A 22,173-nucleotide genomic window follows, 5' to 3' on the forward strand; every position below is an offset into this window, starting at 1 on the left:
TGGTGTGTTGTTGCGTATGATGGAAGTAACGGCGGCTTCGGCTGCCCCCCGCGAGGGTTCTTTGGGGCAAACCGCCCCCCGCGCAGTCCGGGCCACGGGCCGCGGGCCTGCGCCATTGCCGCAGCTGCACGGCGTGCTGGTGCTGCGCAAACCGACTGGGCCCAGTTCGGCCCAGTGCCTTACGGCCATCAAGCGCCTGGGGCAGCGGAAGATCGGGCACGCCGGCACGCTGGACCCCATGGCGTCGGGTGTGCTGCTGGTGCTGTTGGGCCAGGCCACCAAACTTTCCGGGTATTTGCTGGAAGGGGGGGGCAAAGTTTATACGGGCACGCTGCGCTTGGGGCAGACCACGGACACCTGGGACGCCACGGGCACGCTTACGGCCGAAGCGCCATGGGAAGGGGTGAGCGCCGCGCGGGTGCGGGAAGAGATCGCCGCTTGGCGCGCCCTTGCGGAGCAGCCTGTGCCGTCCTATTCGGCCGCCAAACATGAGGGGCAGCCCCTGTACCGGCTGGCGCGCAAGGGGCTTGTCGCGCCGAGCAAGGTCAAACGCATAGAAATTTCACAGGCGGACACGCTCGACGTGAGCTTGCCGTTTGTGCGCTTTCGGGTCGCATGCAGTTCCGGCACCTATATACGCTCCCTGGCCCACAGCCTGGGGACGCGCTTGGGGTGCGGAGCCGTGCTCACGGAACTGACCCGGGAGTACAGTCACCCCTTCGGTTTGGACCTGGCCCGCGACCCCGCGGACTTCACGGCCGATCCCACCCTGTTGCCGGGCTGCGTGCAGCCCTTGAGCGCGGCATTGCCGTGCTGGCCGCAGGTGGAGCTTATGCCGGACGAAGCCGCGCGGGTGCGCAACGGCGTGGCCGTGCCCTGCCGCACGGAGGCCACGGGCGAGCGCGCCCTGCTTTTGGAGCAGGGGCGGGCTCTGGCCCTGGCGCAAAGGGCGGCAACGCCCGCCGGGCCCTGCTGGACCGTTTTGCGGGGACTTTGGAACTAACCCCGAGAATCAAGGAGAACTGCTGTGGCTATGGATGCTGAAGCGAAAAAAACGGTGATTGAAGCCCATGCCAAACATGAAGGCGATACGGGCTCCCCTGAAGTGCAGGTGGCCCTGCTTACCGCACGTATTGAGGGGCTTACCGGGCACTTCAAAGAACACAAAAAGGACTTCCATTCCCGTACGGGCCTGCTCAAGCTGGTGGGCCGCCGTCGCAACATTCTGAACTACTTGAAAAAGAAAGACGTGCAGCGGTATCGCGCGCTGATCGAAAAACTCGGTCTGCGCAAGTAACGCGGCGCGCGGGGGCGCTCCGGCCAGGCCGGAGCGCCCCCGCAATGGTACAATGCCCCGTAAGGGGCCAACATCGCCAAGGAAGGGGGGTCCGGGAAAATCAGGCAGGGCGCGGCTCTGCCCGCTTTTGCCGGAATCCCCTTCGCCAGTGCAAAGGAACAGTATGCAACAAGATATTTTTACTCCCACGCGGGTTACGGCCCAGGTAGGCGGCAAGGAAATCATTCTTGAAACGGGCCGTCTGGCCAATCAGGCTCACGGCGCTGTGTGGGTGCAGTGCGGCGGCACCGTGGTGCTGGTCACCGTGTGCTCCCAGCCCCTGGAATTTGACAAGGGCTTCTTCCCCCTCACGGTGGAGTATTCCGAAAAAATGTACGCCGCCGGGCGCATCCCCGGCAGCTTTTTCCGCCGGGAAATCGGGCGGCCCTCAGAGCGCGAGACGCTGGTTTCGCGGCTTATCGACCGGCCCATCCGGCCCCTGTTCCCCAAGGGGCTCAATGAGGACGTGCAGGTGCTGGCCAACGTCATTTCGGCGGACCAGGAAAACGAATCGGACGTGCTGGCTCTGACCGGCGCTTCGGCCGCGCTGATGCTTTCGCGGCTGCCCTTTGCCGGGCCGGTGGCCGGCGGGCGCGTGGGTCGCGTCAACGGCCAGTTTGTGCTCAATCCTTCCTTTGAGCAGCAGGCCCAGAGCGACATCAACCTGATTTTTGCCGCATCGGGCGATGCCCTGACCATGGTGGAGGGCGACGCCCGCTTTGTGGCCGAAGACGTGATTATCGACGCGCTGGAATGGGGTCGGCAGCAGATCCAGCCCCTGGTGGCCGCACAGCTCAAGCTGCGGGAACTGGCCGGCAAAGAGAAAATGGCCTTCACCCCCCACGACGAAGACCCCGTGCTGGTGGCCCGTGTGCGGGAGCTGGCCCTGGCCGCCGGCCTGGAAGACGCCCTGCGCGTGCCCGACAAGCTGCCCCGCAAAGAGGCCCGCAAGGCCGTCAAGGAAAAAGTGGCGGAAAATCTGCGCAACGATCCGGCCTGGGCTGACAACGACGCCGCGCTGAAGAACGTGGGCGATATTCTCACGGACCTGGAAAAGAAACTGGTGCGCGCCCGCATCGTTAACGAAGGTACTCGCATTGACGGCCGCGACACCAAAAGTGTGCGGCCCATCCAGATCCAGACCGGCCTGCTGCCCAGGGCGCACGGCTCGGCCCTGTTCCGCCGGGGCGAAACCAAATCCCTGGTGGTGACCACTCTGGGCTCCACCACGGACGAACAGCGCATGGATTCCCTCACCGGCGACGTGACCAAGCGCTTTATGCTGCACTACAACTTCCCGCCCTACTGCGTGGGCGAAGTGAAGCCCGTGCGCGTTTCGCGGCGTGAAATCGGCCACGGCGCCCTGGCGGAAAAATCCCTGCGGCCCGTGTTGCCCGCCCCAGAGGACTTCCCCTTCACCCTGCGCGTGGTGGCGGAGACCATGGAATCCAACGGTTCCTCCTCCATGGCGGCGGTATGCGGCGGCTCCCTTTCCCTTATGGACGCGGGCGTGCCTGTGAGCGCCCCGGTGGCCGGCGTGGCCATGGGCCTGATCAAGGAAGGGGAAAAGTACATTGTGCTCACCGACATTTTGGGTGACGAAGACGCTCTGGGCGATATGGACTTCAAGATCGCCGGCACGGCCGACGGCGTCACCGGCGTGCAGATGGACATCAAGGTCACGGGCCTGACCACTGAAATCATGCGCGCCGCCATGCGTCAGGCCCACGAGGCCCGACAGCACATTCTGGGCGAAATGGCCCGCGCCATCGCCGAGCCCCGCAAGGAGCTTTCGCGCTTTGCCCCGCAGCACGCCGAGGTTTTTGTCAATCCCGACATCATCCGGTTGATCATCGGCCCCGGCGGCAAGAACATCAAGGCCATCACCGCGGCCACGGGCGCTTCCGTGGATATTGAGGATTCGGGCCGGGTGTCGATCTTTGCGCCCACAGCCGAAGCCCTGGAAAAAGCCCGCGAGATGGTTTCCTACTACGACCAGCGCCCCGATCTGGGCAAAAACTACATGGCCAAGGTGCGCAAGATCATGGAGATCGGCGTCATCGTGGAAGTGCTGCCCAATGTGGAAGCCCTGGTCCATGTGTCTCAGTTGGACGTGAAGCGGGTGGAACAGCCCGGCGATGTGGCCCATCTGGGCGAAGACATGCTGGTCAAAGTCATTGAAATCAACGGCGACCGTATCCGCGCCAGCCGCAAGGCCGTGCTGCTGGAGGAACAGGGCCACCCCTGGAATCCGGAAGAAACGGCCCGTCCGCCCCGTTCCGACCGCGGCCCCCGCGACCGGCACGACCGCGGCGACCGCGGCGGGCGCGACCGTCGCCCCCCGCGCGGCGACCGTTAGCGTTTGATGGAGCCGGGGGCACGGCCTTCGGCGGCCAGGGGGGGGCTCGTCCCCCCCCGCCCCCGCTCTGTTATCGCTTGGGGCGCAGAGCGCGCCCAGGCTGTCCGCGTCTTGCCGCAGGCAGCCCCGCCCCCGGCCAGCGTCCGCCCGGCCCATTTCCTGAGGAAAAAGTTTTGCAAGGGGGCGCATGGGGGAAGACGGAGGCTTGTCCACAGCTGGTCTTTGCCCCACAGAATCCCTTTCGTCCAGCACTGATAAGGATGACGCATATGGTCAAAAAAGCAGAAAAAAACCCCGAAGCCCCCGAAGCCGAAGAGTGGGTGCGGGTGGACGCGCAGGGTGAGCCCCTGGCGGACCAGGGCCCCACAGCGGAAGAGGTGCAGGCCCGGCTTATGGCGGCCAACCGCGCGCATACGGAAACTTTGGGCGACGCCTGGGCCGTGCTTACGGGGCAGAATCCGGAAGCCATCATGGGGCAGATAGCGGCCACGGTCATGCACGAGGGCGGCACGCGCCCGGCCTGGCAGTGGAAGCGGGACGGCCGTGACCATGTGCTGCTGGCCTGGCCGCAGGACCAGCCCGTGCGCGCATCCGTGCTGGTGGCCGGCGAAGAGGGCGATAAGCTGCGTCCTGTTTCTGCCGCGCCCCTCCTTGACGGCCTGCCCAACGACCTTCTGGTGGAGGACACCCACCCCTGGAAGACGGGCGTGGACGCCAACGTGGCCGTGAGCATGCTGGAAGGGAAGAATCCCATGTGGTTCTACGATCCGCTCTATGGCCGGGACCAGATCGACCTTACGCCCGGCGTGACGCATACCTTTTTGCTGGCGGGGTTGGCCTACGGCTTGCGCCGGGCCCTGCTGGACGAGCTCACCATCACCAAGGGCCCGCAGTTCGAGGCCCACGCGGCAGCCTGGCTGGCGGCCAATCCCGACAAAGAACGACTGGACGTGCCGCCCCTGAAGATCAATATCGGCGGCAAGCACATGATCATGCCGGGCAGAAATTTTTGTGAGTACCAGATGCGCGGCACCGTGGAAGAAATGCAGGACTGCCATCTGGAAAAGATGCCGGTCAAACTGCTCTACATGAGTTTTCCGTTTGAAAACCGTCCGGCCCTGCGCCTGGCCGTGTACGCTTCAAAGATGGCCTGCGGCGACTACGAGCCGGAAGTTGGCCACGAAGTGGACGCCTATGTTTGGCTACAGGGGCGGATTATCGACTTTGACCGGGAGCCGCAACAGCCGGGCGCGGAGCGCGTGCAGTAGACGCGCGACTTTGGGGCGGCCCCGCAGAAGTCCCGGCCCGATGTGGTTTTCAGGGCGCGCCCGGCGTGTAGCCCGAGAGGATAAAGGCCCTTATGTCCGCGCCACCACTGCTCTGGTTTTTTCTCGGTACGGCCCTGCTGCTGGCCGAGCTTCTGACCCCCGCTCTGGTCCTGCTCTTTTTTGGGCTGGGGGCCTGGGCGGCGGCGCTGGCGGCTCTGGCGGGCCTGGATTTTTCCGGGCAGCTGGTGGTTTTTATGGCGGTCGCCCTGCTCAGCCTGGCGGTGCTTCGCAAGCGCCTGCGGCGGGTGTTCGGCGGGCGGGCCAAAGACGGCGATGCCCCCCACGACGATGAAGGGCCCGCGCCCCATCCCCTCACCGGCACGCGCGGCCTGGTCAGCAAGGCCCTGCAGTCGGGATTTGAGGGCGAAGTGAGCGCCGGCGGCAGCTTCTGGCGGGCGGTAAGCACGACGCCCCTGGAAAAAGGCGCGCCCGTGGTGGTGCTGGGGGCCCAGCCCGGCAACGGCCTGGTGCTTTGCGTGGCCCCGGCCCCTGACAACAGGGGCACAGGCAGCGCGGATGCGGGCACACGGCAGGGCCCTGGGGCATAAAACTTTTGCCTTTGGGAAGGCCCTTTCCCAAAGTTATCATGGAGTCTGTTCCGGCGTGCTGCAGCGTTCTTGATGCCCATTTGCGCCGTACCCGGCGTCTGGCTTTGCACGTTGTTGGGGCGCGTTGCGCCTCCCTCCCCCCCAAGATTGCGGCGGTCCTCCCCCCTGACCGTTCGAGGTGCCTATGGAAACATTTGTGACGGAATACGGCTGGCTGGTGCTGCTGGCCGTACTGGTGGTCATTGCTCTGATCAAAAGCGCGGTGGTGGCGCCCAACCAGTCGGCCTTCGTGGTGGAACGGCTGGGCAAGTTTCACAAGGTGCTCTTTGCCGGTTTTCACCTGCTGGTGCCCTTTGTGGACGTCATCGCCTACCGCCGCAGCCTCAAGGAGCAGGTGCTGGACGTGCCCAAGCAGACCTGCATTACCAGAGATAACGTAAGCGTGGATATCGACGGGGTGCTCTATCTGCAGATCATTACGCCGGAGAAATCCGCCTACGGCATTTCTGACTACGAGTGGGGGGCCATTCAACTGGCCCAGACCTCGCTGCGTTCGGTCATCGGCAAGCTGGAGCTGGACAAGACTTTTGAGGAGCGCACCCGCATCAATCAGGAAGTGGTGGAGGCCCTGGACGCCGCCACCGCGCCCTGGGGCGTGAAGGTGCTGCGCTATGAAATACGCGACATCACCCCGCCCGTGACGGTTATGGAAGCTATGGAAAAGCAGATGCGCGCCGAAAGGGAAAAGCGCGCGGCCATCGCCCAGTCCGAAGGCGAGATGCAGGCGCGCATCAATCTGGCCGAGGGGGCCAAGGCCGCAGCCATTGCCCAGTCCGAAGGCGAAAAGCAGTCGTTGATTAACCAGGCCGAAGGCGAGGCCGCCCAAATCCGCACCGTGGCCACGGCTACGGCGGAGGGACTGCGCATTGTGGCCGGACAACTGGGCGACGACCCCGTGGCCGCAGCCCAGCTGCGTCTGGCAGAGGCCTATATTGACCAGTTCGGACGGCTGGCCCGCGAGGGCAACAGCCTGATCATCCCCGCCGACATCGGCGATGTGGCGGGGATGGTGGCCGCCGTGAGCGGCATCATCAAACCGGGCCGGGGCCTGGCCGCCAAGGCGGGGCCCGGCGAACACACAACTTCATGAACCAACGCGAGCCATTTGCCAATACCTTTATGGGCACGGGCCAGTGCCTGGATACCCTGAACCGGGTGCTGGCCGCCCTGGCCCCCGGCCACCCTTTTCGCGACTCTCTGCAGGAGCTGCTCACGGCCCTGGCCGAGGATATGCACTTTGATCGACCGCATATTGTGGTGCAGGATCCGGAAAGCGGCGAGCTGCGCCTTTCGCTTTCCTACGGACAGGCCGACGCGCCCGAAGCCGCCTATGCGCCGGGGTCGGGCATTACCGGGCAGGTCTTTGCCGAGGGCAAGCCCATTGTGGTGCCCTGCATGCAGGGGCGGGCGGACTTTCAGAATCGCCTCTTCGGCCGCAGCGCGGAAGAAATGGCCCGCCTGGCCTTTATCAGCGTGCCCGTGCGCGTGGACAACGCCGACCAGCATGAAGTGATCGGCACCCTCAGCGCGGATACGCCCACGGCCCCACAGGCCGAACTGGACCTACGCTGTCGCTTTCTGGAAACTGTGGCTACCCTGGTGGGTCGACAGGTGGCCCGGCTGCAGGAAGAAATGGCCCGGCAGCACTTCTGCATGTTGCCGGATGAACCTCTGGTCAGCGGCACGCCTTCTTCGGTCATTGCCAATTCCAAAAGCCTGCGGCACGTACTGCGCCGCCTCACCCAGGCCGGCGCCAGCCGGGCTACAGTATTGCTGCGGGGCGAATCCGGCGTGGGCAAGGAGCTTATGGCCCAGGCTCTGCACTCGGCCAGCCCCCGTCGGGCGCAGCCTCTGGTCATGCTTAACTGCGCGGCTCTGCCCTCGGAGCTCATCGAAGGGGAGCTGTTCGGCTGGCGTAAGGGGGCCTTTACCGGGGCAGTGCAGAACCGCGCAGGCCTGTTCCGCCAGGCGGACAAAGGCACGCTGTTTCTGGACGAAATAGGCGATCTTTCCCTCACGGCGCAGGCCAAGGTGCTGCGCGCCCTGCAGGAAGGCGAAATCCAGCCCTTGGGCKATGAGCGTCGCTACAAGGTGGACGTGCGCCTGGTCTGCGCCACCAACCGGCCGCTGGAAGATCTGGTGGAGCAGGGGCAGTTTCGCGAAGACCTCTACTATCGTATCAACGTTTTTCCCGTATTTATTCCGCCGCTGCGCGAGCGACCGGAAGACATCCTGCCCCTGACCGAACACTTTCTGCAGATGTTCAGCAAGGAATACAGCCGGCCCGTGCGGCGTATTTCCACACCGGCCATTGACCTTTTGCTGCAGTATCACTGGCCCGGCAACGTGCGCGAACTGAAAAACGTGGTGGAACGCGCCGTACTCATCTGCGATGACGCCGTGCTGCGCGCCCACCATTTGCCCAGCACCCTGCAGAGCGCCGAAAGCAGCAGCACAGGGCGGATCGCCAATGCTCCGGGCTTTACGGAAACCATCGCCCGCATGGAGCAGGAATTTATTGTGGACGCCCTCAAAAATGCCCGCGGCAATATCCACCAGGCCGCCAGAGATCTGGGCATCACCTACCGCATCATCTACTACAAGATGAAGAAGTACGGCATTGACCACCGTCGTTATCTGGCGGCCGTGCCGTCGGCGAATGGGGACAAGGGGCAGGCGTAACCGTCGAAACGGGCAGGCGCGGCGGGCAAAGGGGCGGAGCAGGGGAACCCGGCCTGCATCGGCAGCTGCGGCCAAAATGCGCAAAGCAGGCAGCACAAGTCCTGCAGGGCTTGTTACGGTAAAAGAGTGTGCGTTCTGCTTGACGCTAGCATAATATTCTATATATGCTAATAGTTGTTTATAGAAATATTTCTCTCTGAGAAAGGACATTCTCAAAGACAGATACAACGGCCATATGCTCCAGTGTCTGGCCTGAGCTCCGCGTTTGCGGTACCTCCCCAGAAAGCGGGGCCGCCGGACAGGGCCGGACGTTGTGCCTCAAGCGGCGCGCGGAGACAGGGCGACGTCTTCCGTGCGCCGCGGCACATGTCCGGCCCTTTCTGCGCCGGGGCCTGCCGGCGGGGGCTCTTGGCGCAGGCAAGTCTTGCGGCTCTGGGCTATGATTTGTAACGGCAGCACGCGCTAGAGCCGTTTACGAATGAAATGAGTTAATTGCTCTGCAAGGATTTTCTTGAAAATCCTTGCCACGAAATGCGAGAAGGCAGGCTTTTGCCTGCCGTAAGCGAGCATTTCAAGTGTTAAATACTCTAATAGCGCGCCAGGACCAGATCTTTGAGCTCCCGCTTGGGCACATAGTGCACGCCCTGGGCGTCCCGCCAGTAGGGGGCGTTGCCCGTGGTAGGCATGGGCGCCAGCACTCGCTTTTCGTTGGCTGCACCAAAGGCCAGCACCAGAGTCATGGCGTATTCCGCGGGAACAGCCAGCAATTGCGGGGCGGCCTGGTGATCAAAGGCCTGCATGATGCAGCAGCCCCAGCCCCGGCTGGCGGCGGCCAGCTGCATGGTCTGGGCCGCAATGCCCGCGTCCACCAGGTGCAGGTCGTTGCCCTTGGCGGGCAGCAGTAAGGCGATAAAGCCCGTGGGCCGCTCGCCGGGCTGCGGGCCGCCCCAGTCCTTGAGCGCGCCGGCCCAGCGCGTGAGTGCAAAAAGCCGCGTGCACGTTTCGCCGGGCCCCACCAGAATAAAACGCAGGTCCTGCGCGTTGCGGGCCGAAGGCGCCAGGCGCGCGCAATCCGCAAGCCATTCCAGGTCCGCCATGCTCAGGGGCTTGTCCTCCGCAAAGCGGCGGCAGGTGCGCGCTTCCGAAACCAGTGCATGAAAATCCATAGCATCCTCCTTGGTGATTCAGCCTACACCGTAAGCAGCAGAAACCACAACTGGCTCCACAGGATGGCCGCCCCCAGAAAATCGCCGGAAAGGCCGCCTTCCCGGCGAGCTACGGCCGACAGGCGGGCCAGAAGCAGGGCTTGCCCCAAAACCGCGCAAGGCACGCGCCAAAACGGCAGGGCAAAGGTCGCGGCCAGCCCGCAGAGCAGGGCCAGGCCCGCGCAGGCAAAACTCCAGGCCAGGCGCAGGGTCACCCCGGCCCTGGCCAGCCCCCCCAAAGACTGTACCTCTCGCGCAGGCGTCATTGCGGCCAGCCAGAGGGCAGCGGCCCGGCCCCAGGCCGGGGCCAGCACTAAGGCCGCCCAGTGCCCTTGGCCCAGCTGCCAGGCCAACAGCACCCACATGCCGCTGTAGGCCAGCAGCAAGTGCAGGGCCCCAAAGGCTCCCAGGCGGCTGTCGCGCAGCACGTCCCAAAAGCGTTGGCCGTGCGCGCCGCTGCCCGTGGCGTCGCCCAAATCCGCCAGGCCGTCCCAGTGCAGGCCGCGTGTGGCCCAGATTTCCGCAGCCAGCCAACACCAGGCCGCCGTCAGCAGCGGCAGGGTCGTGGCGTCCGCAGCAGGTGCAAGGCTTGTGAGCAATAACCAGGGGGGCAGGGTAAAGACCAGGCCCAGCAGCAGCCCGGCCAAAGGAAAAAATGGCACGCAGGCGGTCAACGCCGCCGCTCCGGCCGCCCGGCGCGGTGGCGTCAGGCGGCTCAGAAAGGCCAGGGCGTCATAGGCTTGGATGACCCACTGCACTGGCCGACATGCTCCGCGGGATGTCAAGCTCAGCGGGTGTGCGGGTGGTTGAAGGCCAGGGAGTAGAGGTGGTGGAAAAAGTCCACATACTCCACATTGACCCGCTCCGGCACCTTGATGCGCGCCGGGGCAAAGTTGAGGATGGAGGAAATGCCCGCGTCCATGAGGTGCTGGGCCGCGCGCTGGGCGCGTTCCGGCGGGGTGGTGATAATGCCGATCTCAATATTGAGGTCGTCAACCATGTCTTTGAGGTCGCGGGTGCAGTGCACCTCCAGACCGTGGACTATTTCGCCGATCTTGAAAGGATCGCAGTCAAAAATGCCCACAATGTTGAACCCGCGGGCGCGAAACTCTCCGTGATTCAGAATGGCTTTGCCCAGGTTGCCCACGCCGATGAGGGCCATGCGCCATTCACGGTCCACACCGAGGGAGGACGTGATGGCCGCTATGAGGGATTTGACGTGGTAGCCTACGCCGCGGATGCCGAATTCGCCAAAGTAGGCAAGATCCTTGCGCACCTGAGATCCGTTGACGCCGCAGGCTTCGGCCAGGGGATTGGAAGAAATGACTTCCACATTATCGCGGGCGAAATTTTCAAGAACCTGAACGTAGGTGGCGAGGCGTTGGATGGTGGCTCGTGGAATGTGTTTGCTCTTGGGAGGGGTGGCCATAGATGTACCTTCTGACTGCCGCGGGGGTGTGGAGAGGAACCGACCTCATGTGAATAAAGTATCTACCAAAAAACGGCAAATGTGCAAGCCGGCCTCTTTTTACTTTTTATTCTGGCAACTGCGCAGAAAAACGGAAAAAACGGAAGTCAGTGAAACGCATCCGTCAATGACCGCTCTAAAAGTATACTCAAAAAGGTTGCAAAGGTTAAGCGCATTGTCGCACAAAGAACGACAATGCGCCGCAACATACTCAGAAGGCACAGCTTTCGCCGCGGCATTCCGTTGGGAAGGCATGCCCTGCAACAGGATTCTGCGCTAGCGCGTCTGCTCGTTCATAACGTCCAGCATGAGGGCCGTAGGCTTTTTGGTGCAGGCGTCCAGATAGTCCTTGAGCTTTTGGTCGCTGGAAAGCACTGACGCATCCTTACCTGTTTTGGCGCGGTGGTAGCCGTCCAGCCAGATAACAAAGCCGCTGCCGTTGTCTGTGTCGGCGGCATAGTCGCCGCAGGTGGTCTTGTCCGCGCGCCAGGCGCCGTCCGTGGCAGCGGGCTGCGATTTGCGCGCCTCTTGCCAGACTGCCAGAACCTTTTCCGTGGGTTTGGCCTGGCAGGCCGCATAGACTTGCCCCAGCATGGGGGCCAGGCTTTCCGGATCGGCTACGGTGTGATTGGCCAGGGCGCTGGCGTAGCCGTCGATCTGCAAGGCCTCGAAAACGGGCGGTTGTCCGCCGTCCGTAGTGGGCTGGACCACCAGCTCGGCGCAGATATAGGTTTTGGGGTCGATCTGATCATTGTCGGCACGAGCCGCCAAAGGCAGTCCCAGGCAGAACACGGCGGCCAAACTGCAGCACGCAAGCATTTTTTGCATATGGTTTTCCTTCGCGCAGTGCGCTTTCTTTTTTATTCTTTGCGCAGTGCGCGTCTCTCTTCCTTCGCCCAGTGCGGGGCGTCTGTCAACAGGAGAAGGGCCGCCTCCGGCGAGGGGGCCGCTGCGCGGCTGGGAGTTCCGCCGGAAGGCGAGGGGGCCGCTGCGCGAAAGGCATTGAGTAAAAGGCTGCCTTGACCGGGGGCTGGTTGCCCTGCGGGCGCGGCGGGTTTTTCCTTTGCACGCTATTTGGGCCGCCTCCGGCGAGGGCAGGGGGCCAAGGGCGGGGCTGCGCCCCCCCTTAGGCCCCCCACACCCCCCATAACCCCCCGCTTTTCAGGGCAGCCCCATCATGTTCGGCGCGGCTGGGGCGCGCCGCTTGCGCGACCGCGCCCCTTATGCCGGGCGCAACAACCGCAGGCCCTACAGCCAACATCCGTTACGTTGTCCCGTGCCTCGCAGCTTTTGTATCCTCCAGGTCTTCATCGCGTTTGCCGTCATTTTTTGCCCTCTGTTGGTTGGGCGTCCGCGTGACCATGTTCGGCGCGGCTGGGGTGTGCCGCTGCGCGACCACACCCCTTTATGCCGCGCTCAACGCCAGCGAAATCCCACATTCGTGCGCCGTCAGCATGCTGGATGGTTTCGGCAAGCCCTTGTGGCGCGAGAAACATTTTTTTTGCGGTCAGGGTACGCCCTGTACGGTTCTGTGGGGGAATGAAGTTTTTTGAAGGGGATGGGGGGCGCGGGGGGAAGGGGGGACTTTTGTCCACAAAAGTCCCCCCTTCCCCCCACAAAACCTTTTCTTACAATTCAGGCGGAAGTTCCTGAAGTTGTTTCCAGGTAAAGACGGGGCCGTCCACACAGACGTAGCGACCGCCGATATTGCAGCGTCCGCAGATGCCGATGCCGCATTTCATGCGTTTTTCCAGGGTGGTGACGATGTTTTCAGGCGCAAAGTTGAGTTTTTGCAGGGCCTGCACGGTGAATTTGATCATGATGGGCGGTCCGCAGAGCACGGCCACGCAATTGTCCGGCTTGGGGTTGATTTCCAGAAGCACGTTGGGGATGAGGCCCACCTTGTGTTCCCAGCCGTCAAAGGGGGCGTCGATGCACAGGGTGCAGTCCAGATCGGGGCGGCGCAGCCAGTCTTCGGTTTCGTAGCTGAAGGCCATGTCGCGGGGGCTGCGCGCGCCATAGAGCAGGTTGATTTTGCCGTAGTCCGCCCGGTGCTCCAGCAGGTGGAGCATGATGGTGCGGATGGGGGCCATGCCGATGCCGCCGCCCACGAAAAAGATATCTTTACCCTTCCAGTCGTTGTAGGGAAAGAAGTTGCCCAGGGGGGCGCGCACGCCCACCTTGTCGCCGGGGGAGAGGCGGTGGATGGCCGCAGTCACTTCGCCCGCCTGCATGACGGAAAACTGCAGGTAGTCCTTCTGGGACGGCGGGGAATTGATGACAAAGGTGGATTCGCCCGCGCCGAACACGGAAAGCTGCCCCACCTGGCCGGGCTCATAGGTAAAGTTGCGCATGGTTTCGGGGTCGTCCAACACCACGCGCAGGGTTTTGATATTGCCGGTTTCCTGGATAACTTCAGCCACGGTGGCGGGCATGGGCTTATAGGGGTTGCCCTGCATCATGGGCCGGGGGCTGATGGTGTGACGGTATTCGCCGGGCTTGGGCGCGGCGGCTTTGGGGGCCGTCGGGCTCACGGGCGCGGTTGCCTTTTCCGGAGCGGCCATGGGCTTCTCCTTCACGGGGGCCGTGGCGGCGGCCGCTTTGGCGGCGGGCTTGGGCGCGGCGGTGGGTTTGGTTTTGGCGGAAGTTTTTTTGGTTGCCATGGGCTCCTACTCCTTGGGGCTCTGCCCTTCATCCATGGCGGCCAGCACAATGGCGCGGATGTCCAGGCAGACGGGGCAGTTGCTGATGCAGCGGCCGCAGCCGTTGCAGGAGAAGACGCCCCAGTTTTCAGGATAGGTGGAGAATTTGTGCGACACGCGGTTGCGCATGCGCAGCGCCTTGAGCATGCGGGGGTTGTGGCCGCTGGCCTCCCGCGTGAACAGAGAGGACATGCAGTTGTCCCAGCTGCGCAGGCGGCGTCCGCCCTTCTCGCTCAGGCCTTCGCCCTCGTCGGTGATGGTGAAGCAGTAGCAAGTGGGGCAGAAGTAGGTGCACGCGCCGCAGGAGAGGCAGCGGTCTGTCCAGCGCTGCCAGAAGTCCACATCCGTAAAGCGGGCGGCCACTTTTTGCGGGGCTTCTTTAAGATTTGGCGCGGGCTCCAGGCTGGCCCAGGCCGCTTTGCGGGCGGCTTCGGCTTTGGGGAAGAGCTCCGCTCCGTCTTTGAGGTCAGAGGCCTCCAGCAGTTCCGCGCCCTTGGGCGTGATGGCCTGGAGCACATAGCCGCCCTCGATTTCGGTCATGAGCACGTCCGAACCTTCGGGAGAGGTGGGGCCGCCGCCCACCCAGTGGCAGAAACAGGTGTTGCAGCCGCAGGGACAGGTGAGGGTGATCACCGCCAGCTGTTCGCGCCGGGCCTTGTAGTAGGGGTCGGCGTAGGGGCCTTTAAGGTAGGGGCGGTCCAGGGTGGCATAGCCGCGCGCGTCGCAGGGGCGACAGGCGAAGACTACGGTGGGCTGGGCTTCGGGCGTGTCGTCCAGGCTCATGGAGACACGTTCGGGGTTTTCGGGGTCTTTGGTTTTTTTGTAGCGCACCAGGGTTTCGCACTGGGGCAGCACGGCTTCCTTGGCGGGCACAGTGGCTTTGGTCAGGGTAAAGGGCTTGCCTTCCTGCCAGGGCTCGAAGACCACCGAGAGCTTGTCCGCCGGTTTTTCCACCGGCGCCAGCACCCGGCGGCCGTTTTGCGAGAGGTAGGCCAGAAAAGCGGGCAGACCGTCAGGGGTAACAAAGCGGAAGGTGCTCATTTCCAGTCCCTCTCATGAATATTCTTTTCAACCACTTCATAGCCCAGCAGGGGCGGCGTGTCGTCCGGGTTGAGGCCGGGCTTGTAGCCGTCAAAGAGCTGGCCCACGGCGCGGGCTATCTGCTGGCGCAAGGCCAGAATGGGGATGCCCACGGGGCAGGCCCGCTGGCATTCGCCGCAGCCCGTGCAGCGCCCGGCCAGGTGCAGGGCGTGGATGGTCTGGAAAAAGAGTTTTTCTTTGGCCGAATCTTCCTGTGACATCCAGTGGGGGTCGCGGCTGTCTGAAACGCAGAAGTCGCGGCACACGCACATGGGGCAGGCGTTGCGGCAGGCGTAGCAGCGCAGGCAGCGGTCCATCTGCGCCTTCCAGAAGCCCAGGCGCTGGTCCAGGCTCATGGAATCCAGCAGGGCCAGTTCCGGCGGGGTACAGGGGCCGGGTTCCACCTTGACGGGTTCGCCCAGGCGCGTGTCGGCCAGCACGGCCGACGGCGTGGTACAGCCGTAGCACTTGCCCTGGGCGTAGTCCGTGATGCAGAAGCGGTGTTCCTTGCCGTCGGCGGTGATGGTCACGCCGGCCTCGTCGTAGCTGACGCTGTCGATCTTGGTGTAGCGGCCCAAATCCTGATTGACGCGGGCCATATCCAGGGTACCCTCGCAGGGCAGGGCAAAGATGGTCACGTCCTCGCGGCGGATGAGATTTTCCTGCAGCAGTTCCACCACAGAGCGGGAATCGCAGCCCTTGACCACCACGCCCACCTTCTTGCCTTTGAAGGACGGCAGGTACACGGCGGGGTTGTTGACGTTAAAGGGCCCCCAGACCAGCTTGTCCACGTCTTCGGGCGTGCGCATGAACAGGGGCACGGTGTGGGCCGCGTCGTAGCCCTGCTGCCAGCCGATGACGCAGTCCAGTTCTGGCAGCTTGGCCTTGATGGCCTCTTTGAGGTCGTCCAGGGCGGCCTTCTGCCCTGTGCCCAAAGGCCGCAGGGACTTGAGGGCCATGTCGGCCACTTCCAGCAGGGGGTCGGCGTTTTCCAGCCTGGGGGCGGGCCCCAGTTTGTGGATGCGGTCAGTGAAGACCGTCACCACCTGCTGCCAGCGCTGGCCTTCGGAGGCGGAAACCCAGGTGTATTCAAAGCGACGTTCATCAATGCCCAGCACGGGCAGGAACTGCTTGAGCACTTCCAGGCGGCGGCGGGCGTAGAAGTTGCCCGCGGCGTAGTGGCAGTCGCGCGGGTGGCAGCCGGAAACCAGTACGCCGTCCGCGCCGTTGAGCAGGGCCTTGACGATGAACAGGGGGTCGATGCGGCCCGAGCAGGGCACGCGGATAATGCGTAAATCCGTGGGTTGGGTGGCGCGGGCCACGCCGGCCGTATCCGCGCCGCCGTAGGAGCACCAGTTGCAGAGAAAGCCCACGATCCGCAGTTCTTTGCCGGTCAGCACTGGCATAAGGCGTTCACCTCCGCAAGGATCTGGTTGTCGGTGGCGTGTGAAAGCTGGATGGCCCCCTGCGGGCAGGTGGACGTGCACAGACCGCAGCCCTGGCAGACGGTCTCAATGACCTGGGCCTTGCCCTCGCCGCGGATTTCCACTTCCTTGATGGCCCCGAAGGGGCAGCAGCGGATGCACTTGCCGCAGTTGACGCAGCGGCGGATGTCCACCTGGGCGATCTGCGGGTCGCTTTCCAGTTTGTCTTTGGCGAACAGGGCCAGCACCTTGGCCGCCGCCGCCGAACCCTGGGCCACGGAGGCCGGAATGTCCTTGGCCCCCTGGCACACGCCGGCCAGGAATACGCCGGCGGTGTTGGTCTCCACCGGTTTGAGCTTCACATGGCTTTCCATGAAGAAGCCGTAGCTGTCGTAAGAGATGCGCAGCTTTTCGGCCAGTTGGGGCGCGCCCTTGCTGGCTTCAATGCCCACGGCCAGCACCACCAGGTCGGCGTGCACCTCCACGGGGCGGCCCAGCAGGGTATCCACGCCCAGCACTGCAAGCTGGCCCTGGCCGTCCGGGTAGATCTGGGAAACGCGGCCGCGGATGTATTCCGTGCCGTATTCCTCCATGGCGCGGCGGGTGAACTCGTCGTACATCTTGCCCGGCGCGCGGATATCCATATAGAAGACGAAGGACTTGGAATCGGGGATGTGGTCCTTGGTGAGGATGGCCTGCTTGGCCGTGTACATGCAGCAAAAGCCGGAACAGTAGGGGCGGCCGATGGATTTGTCGCGCGAACCCACGCACTGGATGAAGACGATGTTTTGGGGCTCCTTGCCGTCCGAGGGGCGCTTGATGTGCCCGCCCGTGGGGCCGGAGGCCGAAAGCAGGCGCTCGTACTGCAGAGAGGTGATCACGTCCGGGTAGGCCCCGCCGCCGTATTCCTGATAGACGGTCCAGTCCATGAGGTCGTAGCCCGTGGCGGCCACAATGCTGCCCACCTCTTCGGTGACGATCTCGTCCTCCATGTCGTACTTGATGGCCCCGGTGGGGCAGACCTTGGCGCACACGCCGCATTTGCCCTTGGTGAGCTGACGGCAGAACTGCGGGTTGATGACGGCCTTCTTGGGGATGGCCTGGGGAAATGCTATGGTGATGGCCGTGGTGTTGCCCGTAAGCTCGTTAAAGGCGTCGGGCGTTTTTTTGGCCGGACACTTTTCGGTGCAGGCCCCGCAGCCCGTGCACAGGCTCCAGTCCACATAGGTGGAACGCTTGCGGATTTTGACAGTAAAGTTGCCAACATAGCCGGAAACGTCTTCTACCTCAGAGTAGGCGTAGAGGGTGATGTTGGGGTGCTGGGCCACGTCCACCATCTTGGGGCCCAGAATACAGGCCGAGCAGTCCACGGTGGGGAAGGTCTTGTCCAGTTTGGCCATTTTGCCGCCGATGGTGGCCTCGCGCTCCACCAGCACCACGGGCACGCCACCTTCGGCGCAGTCCAGGGCGGCCTGGATGCCCGCCACGCCGCCGCCGATGATCAGCACGCGCTTGGTGACGTCAAACTTCTTGGCCAGCAGGGGTTTGTTGTTGCGCAGCTTTTCCACGGCCAGGCGCACCAGCTCGGCGGCCTTGTTGGTATTGGCTTCCTTGTCGCGGCCGATCCAGGAAACGTGCTCGCGGATGTTGGCCATTTCGAGCATGTAACGGTTGAGGCCCGCGCGTTCTACCGTGCGGCGGAAGGTGGGCTCGTGCATGCGCGGCGAACAGGAAGCCACCACCACGCCGTCCAGCTTGTTTTCGTGGATGGCGGCCTCAATGGCGGCCTGGCCCGGTTCGGCGCAGGTGTACATGGGGTCGGTGGCGTAGACCACATCGGGGTAGCTGCGGGCGATTTCGGCCACCTTGGCGCAGTCCACGGTGCCGGCAATGTTGCTGCCGCAGTGGCAGATGAAGACGCCTATTCTCATGACCGGCCTCCTTCAGCGGCGTCGGCGCGGCGCAGTTCTTCCAGTTTGGCGATAAGACCGTCGGCGCTGACGCGCAGTTTTTCCAGGCCCAGGTCGGTCTTGGGCAGGTCAAAGGCCAGGCCCAGCATTTGCGTATAATAGAGGATGGGCAGATTGAAGCGCGTCTGCACGGCGTCGCCGGCCTGCACCTGCCGAAGGTCCAGGTTCATCTGGCAGAGGGGACAGGCCACAATGACCGCGTCCACGCCCAGGCGTGTGGCCAGGTCGAGGATGCGCCCGGTGTTGCGGGCCGTCATGCTCCGTTCGGGAATGCCGAACGAAGCGCCGCAACAGGAGGTCTTGAGCGGAAAGTCCACCATCTCCGCTCCGCAGGCGGCCAGCATGCTCTCCATGAGGGTGGGGTTTTCCGGATCGCCGAAGTCCATGATTTCCGCCGGGCGGCTCATGAGACAGCCGTAATAGGCGGCCAGCTTGAGGCCCTTGAGGCTCTTGCGCACGCGGGAGGCGATGGCGTCCATGTCCAGCTGACCGGCAATGCCCTGCATGACCGAAGTCACGGGCGGGAATTTTTCTGCCGCAGGGCCGTCCAGCAGTTCGTCCACTCTGGCGCGGAACTGGGGGTCTTCCATACGCTTGGAGGCCATGCGCAGGTTGGAAAGGCAACTGGGGCAGGGGGTAAGCAGCAGGTCGGCCTGCTGCTGGGCGGCGATGTCCAGGTTGCGCACGCAGAGCGCGGCGGAAAGCTCGCTGCTTACGGCGTGGGCCGGGGTAGAGCCGCAGCAGCTCCAGTCCGGAATATCCACAAGGTTCATGTTCAGGGCCTTGCACACGGCCTGGGTGGATTTTTCGTAATCCGCCGAAGAGCCGCGGGCCGAACAGCCGGGATAGTAGGCAAAATTCACGGCCGCACCCCCTCGCGTTTGGCGCGCTCTTTGTAGCGCTTGAAGATACGGGCCACCGGAGCCGCGCCGTGGGGCAGCACATGGGGCTTGAAGCCCAGTTTGCCTTTCTTGAGGGCCTCCGGCGCCAGGTCCAGATCCGTGAACACGCGCATGGAGCGCATCATGTACAAGGCCATGGTGCCGATTTCGTAAGTGCGGCCAAAGGCGCGCACAGTATCAAGGAAGGACCACCAGAATTTTTCCACCTTGGGCACGGTGACGCGCCCTTCCTGGCGGGCCATGTGCCGCAGGGTTTCCATGACGCCGCCCACATCAATATTGTTGGGGCAGCGCTGGCTACAGGTAGAACAGGACAGACACATCCAGATGGACTTGGAATCCAGCACCATGTCCTTCAGGCCCAGTTGTACGGCGCGCATAATCTGGCTGGCCTGCAGGTCATAGACAAAACCTGCCGGACAGCCGGCCGTACAGTTGCCGCACTGGTAGCAGGTAGACACGTTTTGGCCGCTGTGCGCCTCCACTTCCGCCGTAAAGGCGGCGTCGCGCATCCGGCTCAGGTTGATGGCGTCGCTCATGGGAACTCTCTGGTTAGAGGCTGACTAAAGAAGCCTGGACTATACAAAATCAGACGAAAAATACCCCAAACAGGCAGGAAAAGCTAGGGTCGGGGCAGTGAAAAACTGTACAAAATTTTGTTTCTTACACTCCCCCCGCGCGCAGGGCCAGGCTGTGGGCCGCGCGCAGCCCCAGCAGGTAGCTTTCCACGCCGAAGCCGCAGACGCTGCCCGCGCAGACCGGCGCCAGTACTGAATGGTGTCGGAAGGTCTCCCGCGCGTGCACGTTGGACATGTGCACCTCCACCACGGGCACGCGCAAAATGGCCAGGGCGTCGGCCAGGGCGTAGCTGTAGTGGGTCCAGGCTCCGGCATTGATGACCACGGCCCGCGCGTCCGAGTCCGCCAGGTTGTGGATGCGCTCCACCAGCAGGCCTTCGTGGTTGGTCTGAAAGCAGTCCACAGTCACGTCCAGCTCCCGGCCCAGGGACGCCAGGGCAGCGTCGATGTCCGCCAGGGTCGCTGTGCCGTACTGGGTCGGGTCGCGTTGCCCGAACATGTTCAGGTTCACGCCGTGCAGTACCGCTATACGCATGGGATCTCCTTTACTTTCAGGGCTGCGTCCAGCGCCTGCCGCGCCTGCGGCGGTAGGGCCCGGCCCGTCCAGAGGCGGAATTGGGCGTCGCCCTGGCCGTAAAACATCTCCAGCCCGGAAATGCCGCGTCGCCCCGCCAGCCGCGCTTCGCGCAGGAAGCGCGTTTCCAGTGGGTTGTACACCAGGTCGTAGGCCAAAGGCGTTGCCTGCGCAGCCGTTCCGTCAAAAAAATCGTCCTGTTGGCAGTGCGGCAAGGGGGCTTGGGCAAAATCGTAGGGCGTTGCTGTTCCGGCCTTGCCGCACATGCCCAGAGGCGTGGTGTTGACCACCAGCAGGGCAGGCACGCTGTGGCGTTCTTCCCACGGCAGGGGGGTCAGGCCGAAGGTCTGCGCCAGGGGCAGGTGGGAGCGGTTAGACGGCGTGGCCACATAGATGCGCCGGGGGCGTTTGTCCTGGGGCAGGCCGGTGAGCCCGGCGGCCACGGCTCGCGCGGCGCCGCCCGCGCCCAGCAACAGGGCGTCGCCCCGGTCCAGGGGCAGGCCGGCCAAGGGGGCCAGAAAGCCCGCCACGTCGGTATTGTGCCCGCAGAGGGCGTCGTCCTGCCAGTACAGGGTGTTGACCGCGCCTACCTGCCGGGCCAGCGGGCTTACCGCGTCCAGCAGCGGGGTCAGGGCCACCTTGTGGGGGATGGTTACCGAACAGCCGCGGATGTGCAACAGGCGCACGCTTTCCACAAAAGCGGGCAGCTTTTCGGGCGGCACTTCCCAGCGGGCATAGGCCGCGGGCAGGCGCAGGGCCTGAAAGCCCGTATTGTGCAGCAGCGGCGAAAGGCTCTGGCCCAGCGGCCAGCCCGTAACGCCGTACAGGGCCAGATCTTCCATGACAACCTCGAAAAGCCTGGGGAGCCGGCGCGTGCGCTCCCCGCAAAGTTAAGTTTTAATTGTGCCGCAATGCGCCGTAAAAGAAAAGCCCTGAAGGGCGGCGGGCAGGGCTTGGCGCGGGTGCGGATGGCGTGTAGCATGCCTCTAGAGCATTTAACACTTGAAATGCTCGCTTACGGCAGGCAAAAGCCTGCCTTCTCGCATTTCGTGGCAAGGATTTTCAAGAAAATCCTTGCAGAGCAGATAGCTCATTTCATTCGCTAACTGCTCTAAAGGAGGCCTTCATGCCTGCCATGCCTGCCTACTACGTCCCCCACGGGGGCGGCCCCTGCTTTTTTATGGACTGGAACCCGCCGGACACCTGGAAAAAACTGGGCGCGTGGCTGCGCGCCATTCCCGCCGCGCTGCCGCGTCGGCCCAAAGCGCAGGTGGTGATTTCCGCCCACTGGGAGGCCCCGCGTTTTACCCTGCTCACCACGCCCGATCCGGACCTGCTGTACGATTATTATGACTTTCCGCCGCACACCTATGACCTGCACTGGCCCGCCCCGGCGGCTCCGGAGCTGTTCGAGCGTGTGCGCGGCCTGCTGCGCGGGGCCGGCCTGGCGCTGGATGAGGACGATCGGCGGGGCTTTGACCACGGGGTCTTTATCCCCGGCCTGCTGTCCTTTCCTCAGGCGGACATGCCCACGGTGCAGATTTCGCTGCGGCAGGGACTGGACCCCGAAGAACATCTGGCCCTGGGGCGCGCCCTGGCCCCTTTGCGTGACGCGGACGTGCTGCTGGTGGGCAGCGGCATGAGCTTTCATAACATGCGGGCCTTTCGCTACGGGGACAATATGCCCATTCCCGGGGCGGAGGCCTTTGACCGTTGGTTGGTTGAGAGCGTGTGCGACCTGCCGCCGACGGCGCGCAACCAGCGCCTGGCGCGCTGGACGGAAGCGCCGGGCGCGCGCTTTGCCCACCCGCGCGAAGAACATCTGCTGCCGCTCATGGTGCTGGCGGGCGCGGCGGGACAGGGTCGCCTGGCCTTTCATGGCCGCGCCATGGGCGCGCCGCTGGCAGGTTTTGCTTTGGCGTAATCGGGGCGGAAGCCGGCCTGAGCCGGAAAGGGG

General features: G+C 63.9%; 20 protein-coding genes. 8 read left to right on the forward strand and 12 right to left on the reverse strand.

Translation table 11 applies throughout. The features are described 5' to 3' along the window. The first annotated feature begins 115 nt into the window (after nucleotides 1–115). From truB to EB812_RS10615, 7 genes are all read left to right on the forward strand, one after another. The gene (gene truB, locus EB812_RS10585) at nucleotides 116–1,003 is read left to right on the forward strand and encodes a tRNA pseudouridine(55) synthase TruB (protein ID WP_242621282.1); all 888 of its coding nucleotides are present in this window, start codon (nucleotides 116–118) and stop codon (nucleotides 1,001–1,003) included. A 24-nt stretch (nucleotides 1,004–1,027) separates the two neighbouring features. Continuing rightward, complete coding sequence (gene rpsO, locus EB812_RS10590; protein ID WP_092153515.1) at nucleotides 1,028–1,297, forward strand: 30S ribosomal protein S15; 270 nt, start codon at nucleotides 1,028–1,030, stop codon at nucleotides 1,295–1,297. 163 nt (nucleotides 1,298–1,460) lie between these two features. Continuing rightward, nucleotides 1,461–3,695: a polyribonucleotide nucleotidyltransferase gene (gene pnp / locus EB812_RS10595; protein WP_130958277.1), complete on the forward strand. Its 2,235-nt coding sequence runs from the start codon at nucleotides 1,461–1,463 to the stop codon at nucleotides 3,693–3,695. Between the two features lie 269 nt (nucleotides 3,696–3,964). Continuing rightward, nucleotides 3,965–4,963, forward strand: a complete 999-nt coding sequence (locus EB812_RS10600; protein ID WP_242621280.1) for a hypothetical protein — start codon at nucleotides 3,965–3,967, stop codon at nucleotides 4,961–4,963. A gap of 92 nt (nucleotides 4,964–5,055) precedes the next feature. Beyond that, nucleotides 5,056–5,571: an NfeD family protein gene (locus tag EB812_RS10605; RefSeq protein WP_118230848.1), complete on the forward strand. Its 516-nt coding sequence runs from the start codon at nucleotides 5,056–5,058 to the stop codon at nucleotides 5,569–5,571. A gap of 184 nt (nucleotides 5,572–5,755) precedes the next feature. Then, nucleotides 5,756–6,721: an SPFH domain-containing protein gene (locus EB812_RS10610; RefSeq protein ID WP_118230849.1), complete on the forward strand. Its 966-nt coding sequence runs from the start codon at nucleotides 5,756–5,758 to the stop codon at nucleotides 6,719–6,721. Then, on the forward strand, nucleotides 6,718–8,313 hold the full coding sequence (locus EB812_RS10615) for a sigma 54-interacting transcriptional regulator (protein WP_242621281.1): 1,596 nt from the start codon (nucleotides 6,718–6,720) through the stop codon (nucleotides 8,311–8,313). The genes EB812_RS10610 and EB812_RS10615 overlap by 4 nt, the downstream gene beginning before the upstream one ends. 587 nt (nucleotides 8,314–8,900) lie before the next feature. On the opposite strand, the gene EB812_RS10620 is transcribed toward EB812_RS10615, so the two are convergent. From EB812_RS10620 to EB812_RS10675, 12 genes are all read right to left on the reverse strand, one after another. Continuing rightward, entirely contained in the window at nucleotides 8,901–9,479 is a 579-nt protein-coding gene (locus tag EB812_RS10620) for a nitroreductase family protein (protein WP_118230850.1), read from the reverse strand. A 23-nt stretch (nucleotides 9,480–9,502) separates the two neighbouring features. Further along, a complete protein-coding gene (locus tag EB812_RS10625) occupies nucleotides 9,503–10,276 on the reverse strand; it encodes an adenosylcobinamide-GDP ribazoletransferase (RefSeq protein ID WP_118230851.1) in 774 nt (257 codons plus the stop codon). 29 nt (nucleotides 10,277–10,305) lie between these two features. Continuing rightward, on the reverse strand, nucleotides 10,306–10,947 hold the full coding sequence (locus EB812_RS10630) for a redox-sensing transcriptional repressor Rex (protein ID WP_118230852.1): 642 nt from the start codon (nucleotides 10,945–10,947) through the stop codon (nucleotides 10,306–10,308). A gap of 315 nt (nucleotides 10,948–11,262) precedes the next feature. Next, a complete protein-coding gene (locus tag EB812_RS10635; protein ID WP_118230853.1) occupies nucleotides 11,263–11,814 on the reverse strand; it encodes a hypothetical protein in 552 nt (183 codons plus the stop codon). Nucleotides 11,815–12,614: 800 nt separating this feature from the next. Next, nucleotides 12,615–13,445: an FAD/NAD(P)-binding protein gene (locus EB812_RS10640; RefSeq protein ID WP_118230809.1), complete on the reverse strand. Its 831-nt coding sequence runs from the start codon at nucleotides 13,443–13,445 to the stop codon at nucleotides 12,615–12,617. Nucleotides 13,446–13,655: 210 nt separating this feature from the next. Continuing rightward, nucleotides 13,656–14,729, reverse strand: a complete 1,074-nt coding sequence (locus EB812_RS10645; RefSeq protein ID WP_118230796.1) for a 4Fe-4S dicluster domain-containing protein — start codon at nucleotides 14,727–14,729, stop codon at nucleotides 13,656–13,658. Then, on the reverse strand, nucleotides 14,726–16,174 hold the full coding sequence (locus EB812_RS10650) for a hydrogenase iron-sulfur subunit (protein ID WP_118230797.1): 1,449 nt from the start codon (nucleotides 16,172–16,174) through the stop codon (nucleotides 14,726–14,728). Before EB812_RS10650 ends, EB812_RS10645 begins: the two co-directional genes overlap by 4 nt. Beyond that, a complete protein-coding gene (locus EB812_RS10655) occupies nucleotides 16,162–18,123 on the reverse strand; it encodes a CoB--CoM heterodisulfide reductase iron-sulfur subunit A family protein (protein WP_118230798.1) in 1,962 nt (653 codons plus the stop codon). The genes EB812_RS10650 and EB812_RS10655 overlap by 13 nt, the downstream gene beginning before the upstream one ends. After that, nucleotides 18,120–19,025 carry a CoB--CoM heterodisulfide reductase iron-sulfur subunit B family protein gene (locus EB812_RS10660; RefSeq protein WP_118230799.1) on the reverse strand — a complete coding sequence of 302 codons (906 nt, stop codon included), beginning with the start codon at nucleotides 19,023–19,025 and terminating at the stop codon, nucleotides 18,120–18,122. The genes EB812_RS10655 and EB812_RS10660 overlap by 4 nt, the downstream gene beginning before the upstream one ends. Beyond that, nucleotides 19,022–19,603 carry a 4Fe-4S dicluster domain-containing protein gene (locus tag EB812_RS10665; RefSeq protein WP_118230800.1) on the reverse strand — a complete coding sequence of 194 codons (582 nt, stop codon included), beginning with the start codon at nucleotides 19,601–19,603 and terminating at the stop codon, nucleotides 19,022–19,024. Before EB812_RS10665 ends, EB812_RS10660 begins: the two co-directional genes overlap by 4 nt. A 124-nt stretch (nucleotides 19,604–19,727) precedes the next feature. Beyond that, a complete protein-coding gene (gene aroQ / locus EB812_RS10670; RefSeq protein WP_118230801.1) occupies nucleotides 19,728–20,177 on the reverse strand; it encodes a type II 3-dehydroquinate dehydratase in 450 nt (149 codons plus the stop codon). Further along, nucleotides 20,168–21,058 (reverse strand): shikimate dehydrogenase family protein, encoded by an 891-nt coding sequence (locus EB812_RS10675; RefSeq protein ID WP_118230802.1) that lies wholly within the window; start codon nucleotides 21,056–21,058, stop codon nucleotides 20,168–20,170. The genes aroQ and EB812_RS10675 overlap by 10 nt, the downstream gene beginning before the upstream one ends. 284 nt (nucleotides 21,059–21,342) lie before the next feature. Between EB812_RS10675 and EB812_RS10680 the strand changes: the two genes are divergently transcribed. Then, entirely contained in the window at nucleotides 21,343–22,140 is a 798-nt protein-coding gene (locus tag EB812_RS10680) for a DODA-type extradiol aromatic ring-opening family dioxygenase (protein ID WP_118230803.1), read from the forward strand. The last annotated feature ends 33 nt before the right edge of the window (nucleotides 22,141–22,173 follow it).

The sequence above is a fragment of the Desulfovibrio legallii genome (assembly GCF_004309735.1).
GTDB classification, from domain to species: domain Bacteria; phylum Desulfobacterota; class Desulfovibrionia; order Desulfovibrionales; family Desulfovibrionaceae; genus Desulfovibrio; species Desulfovibrio legallii.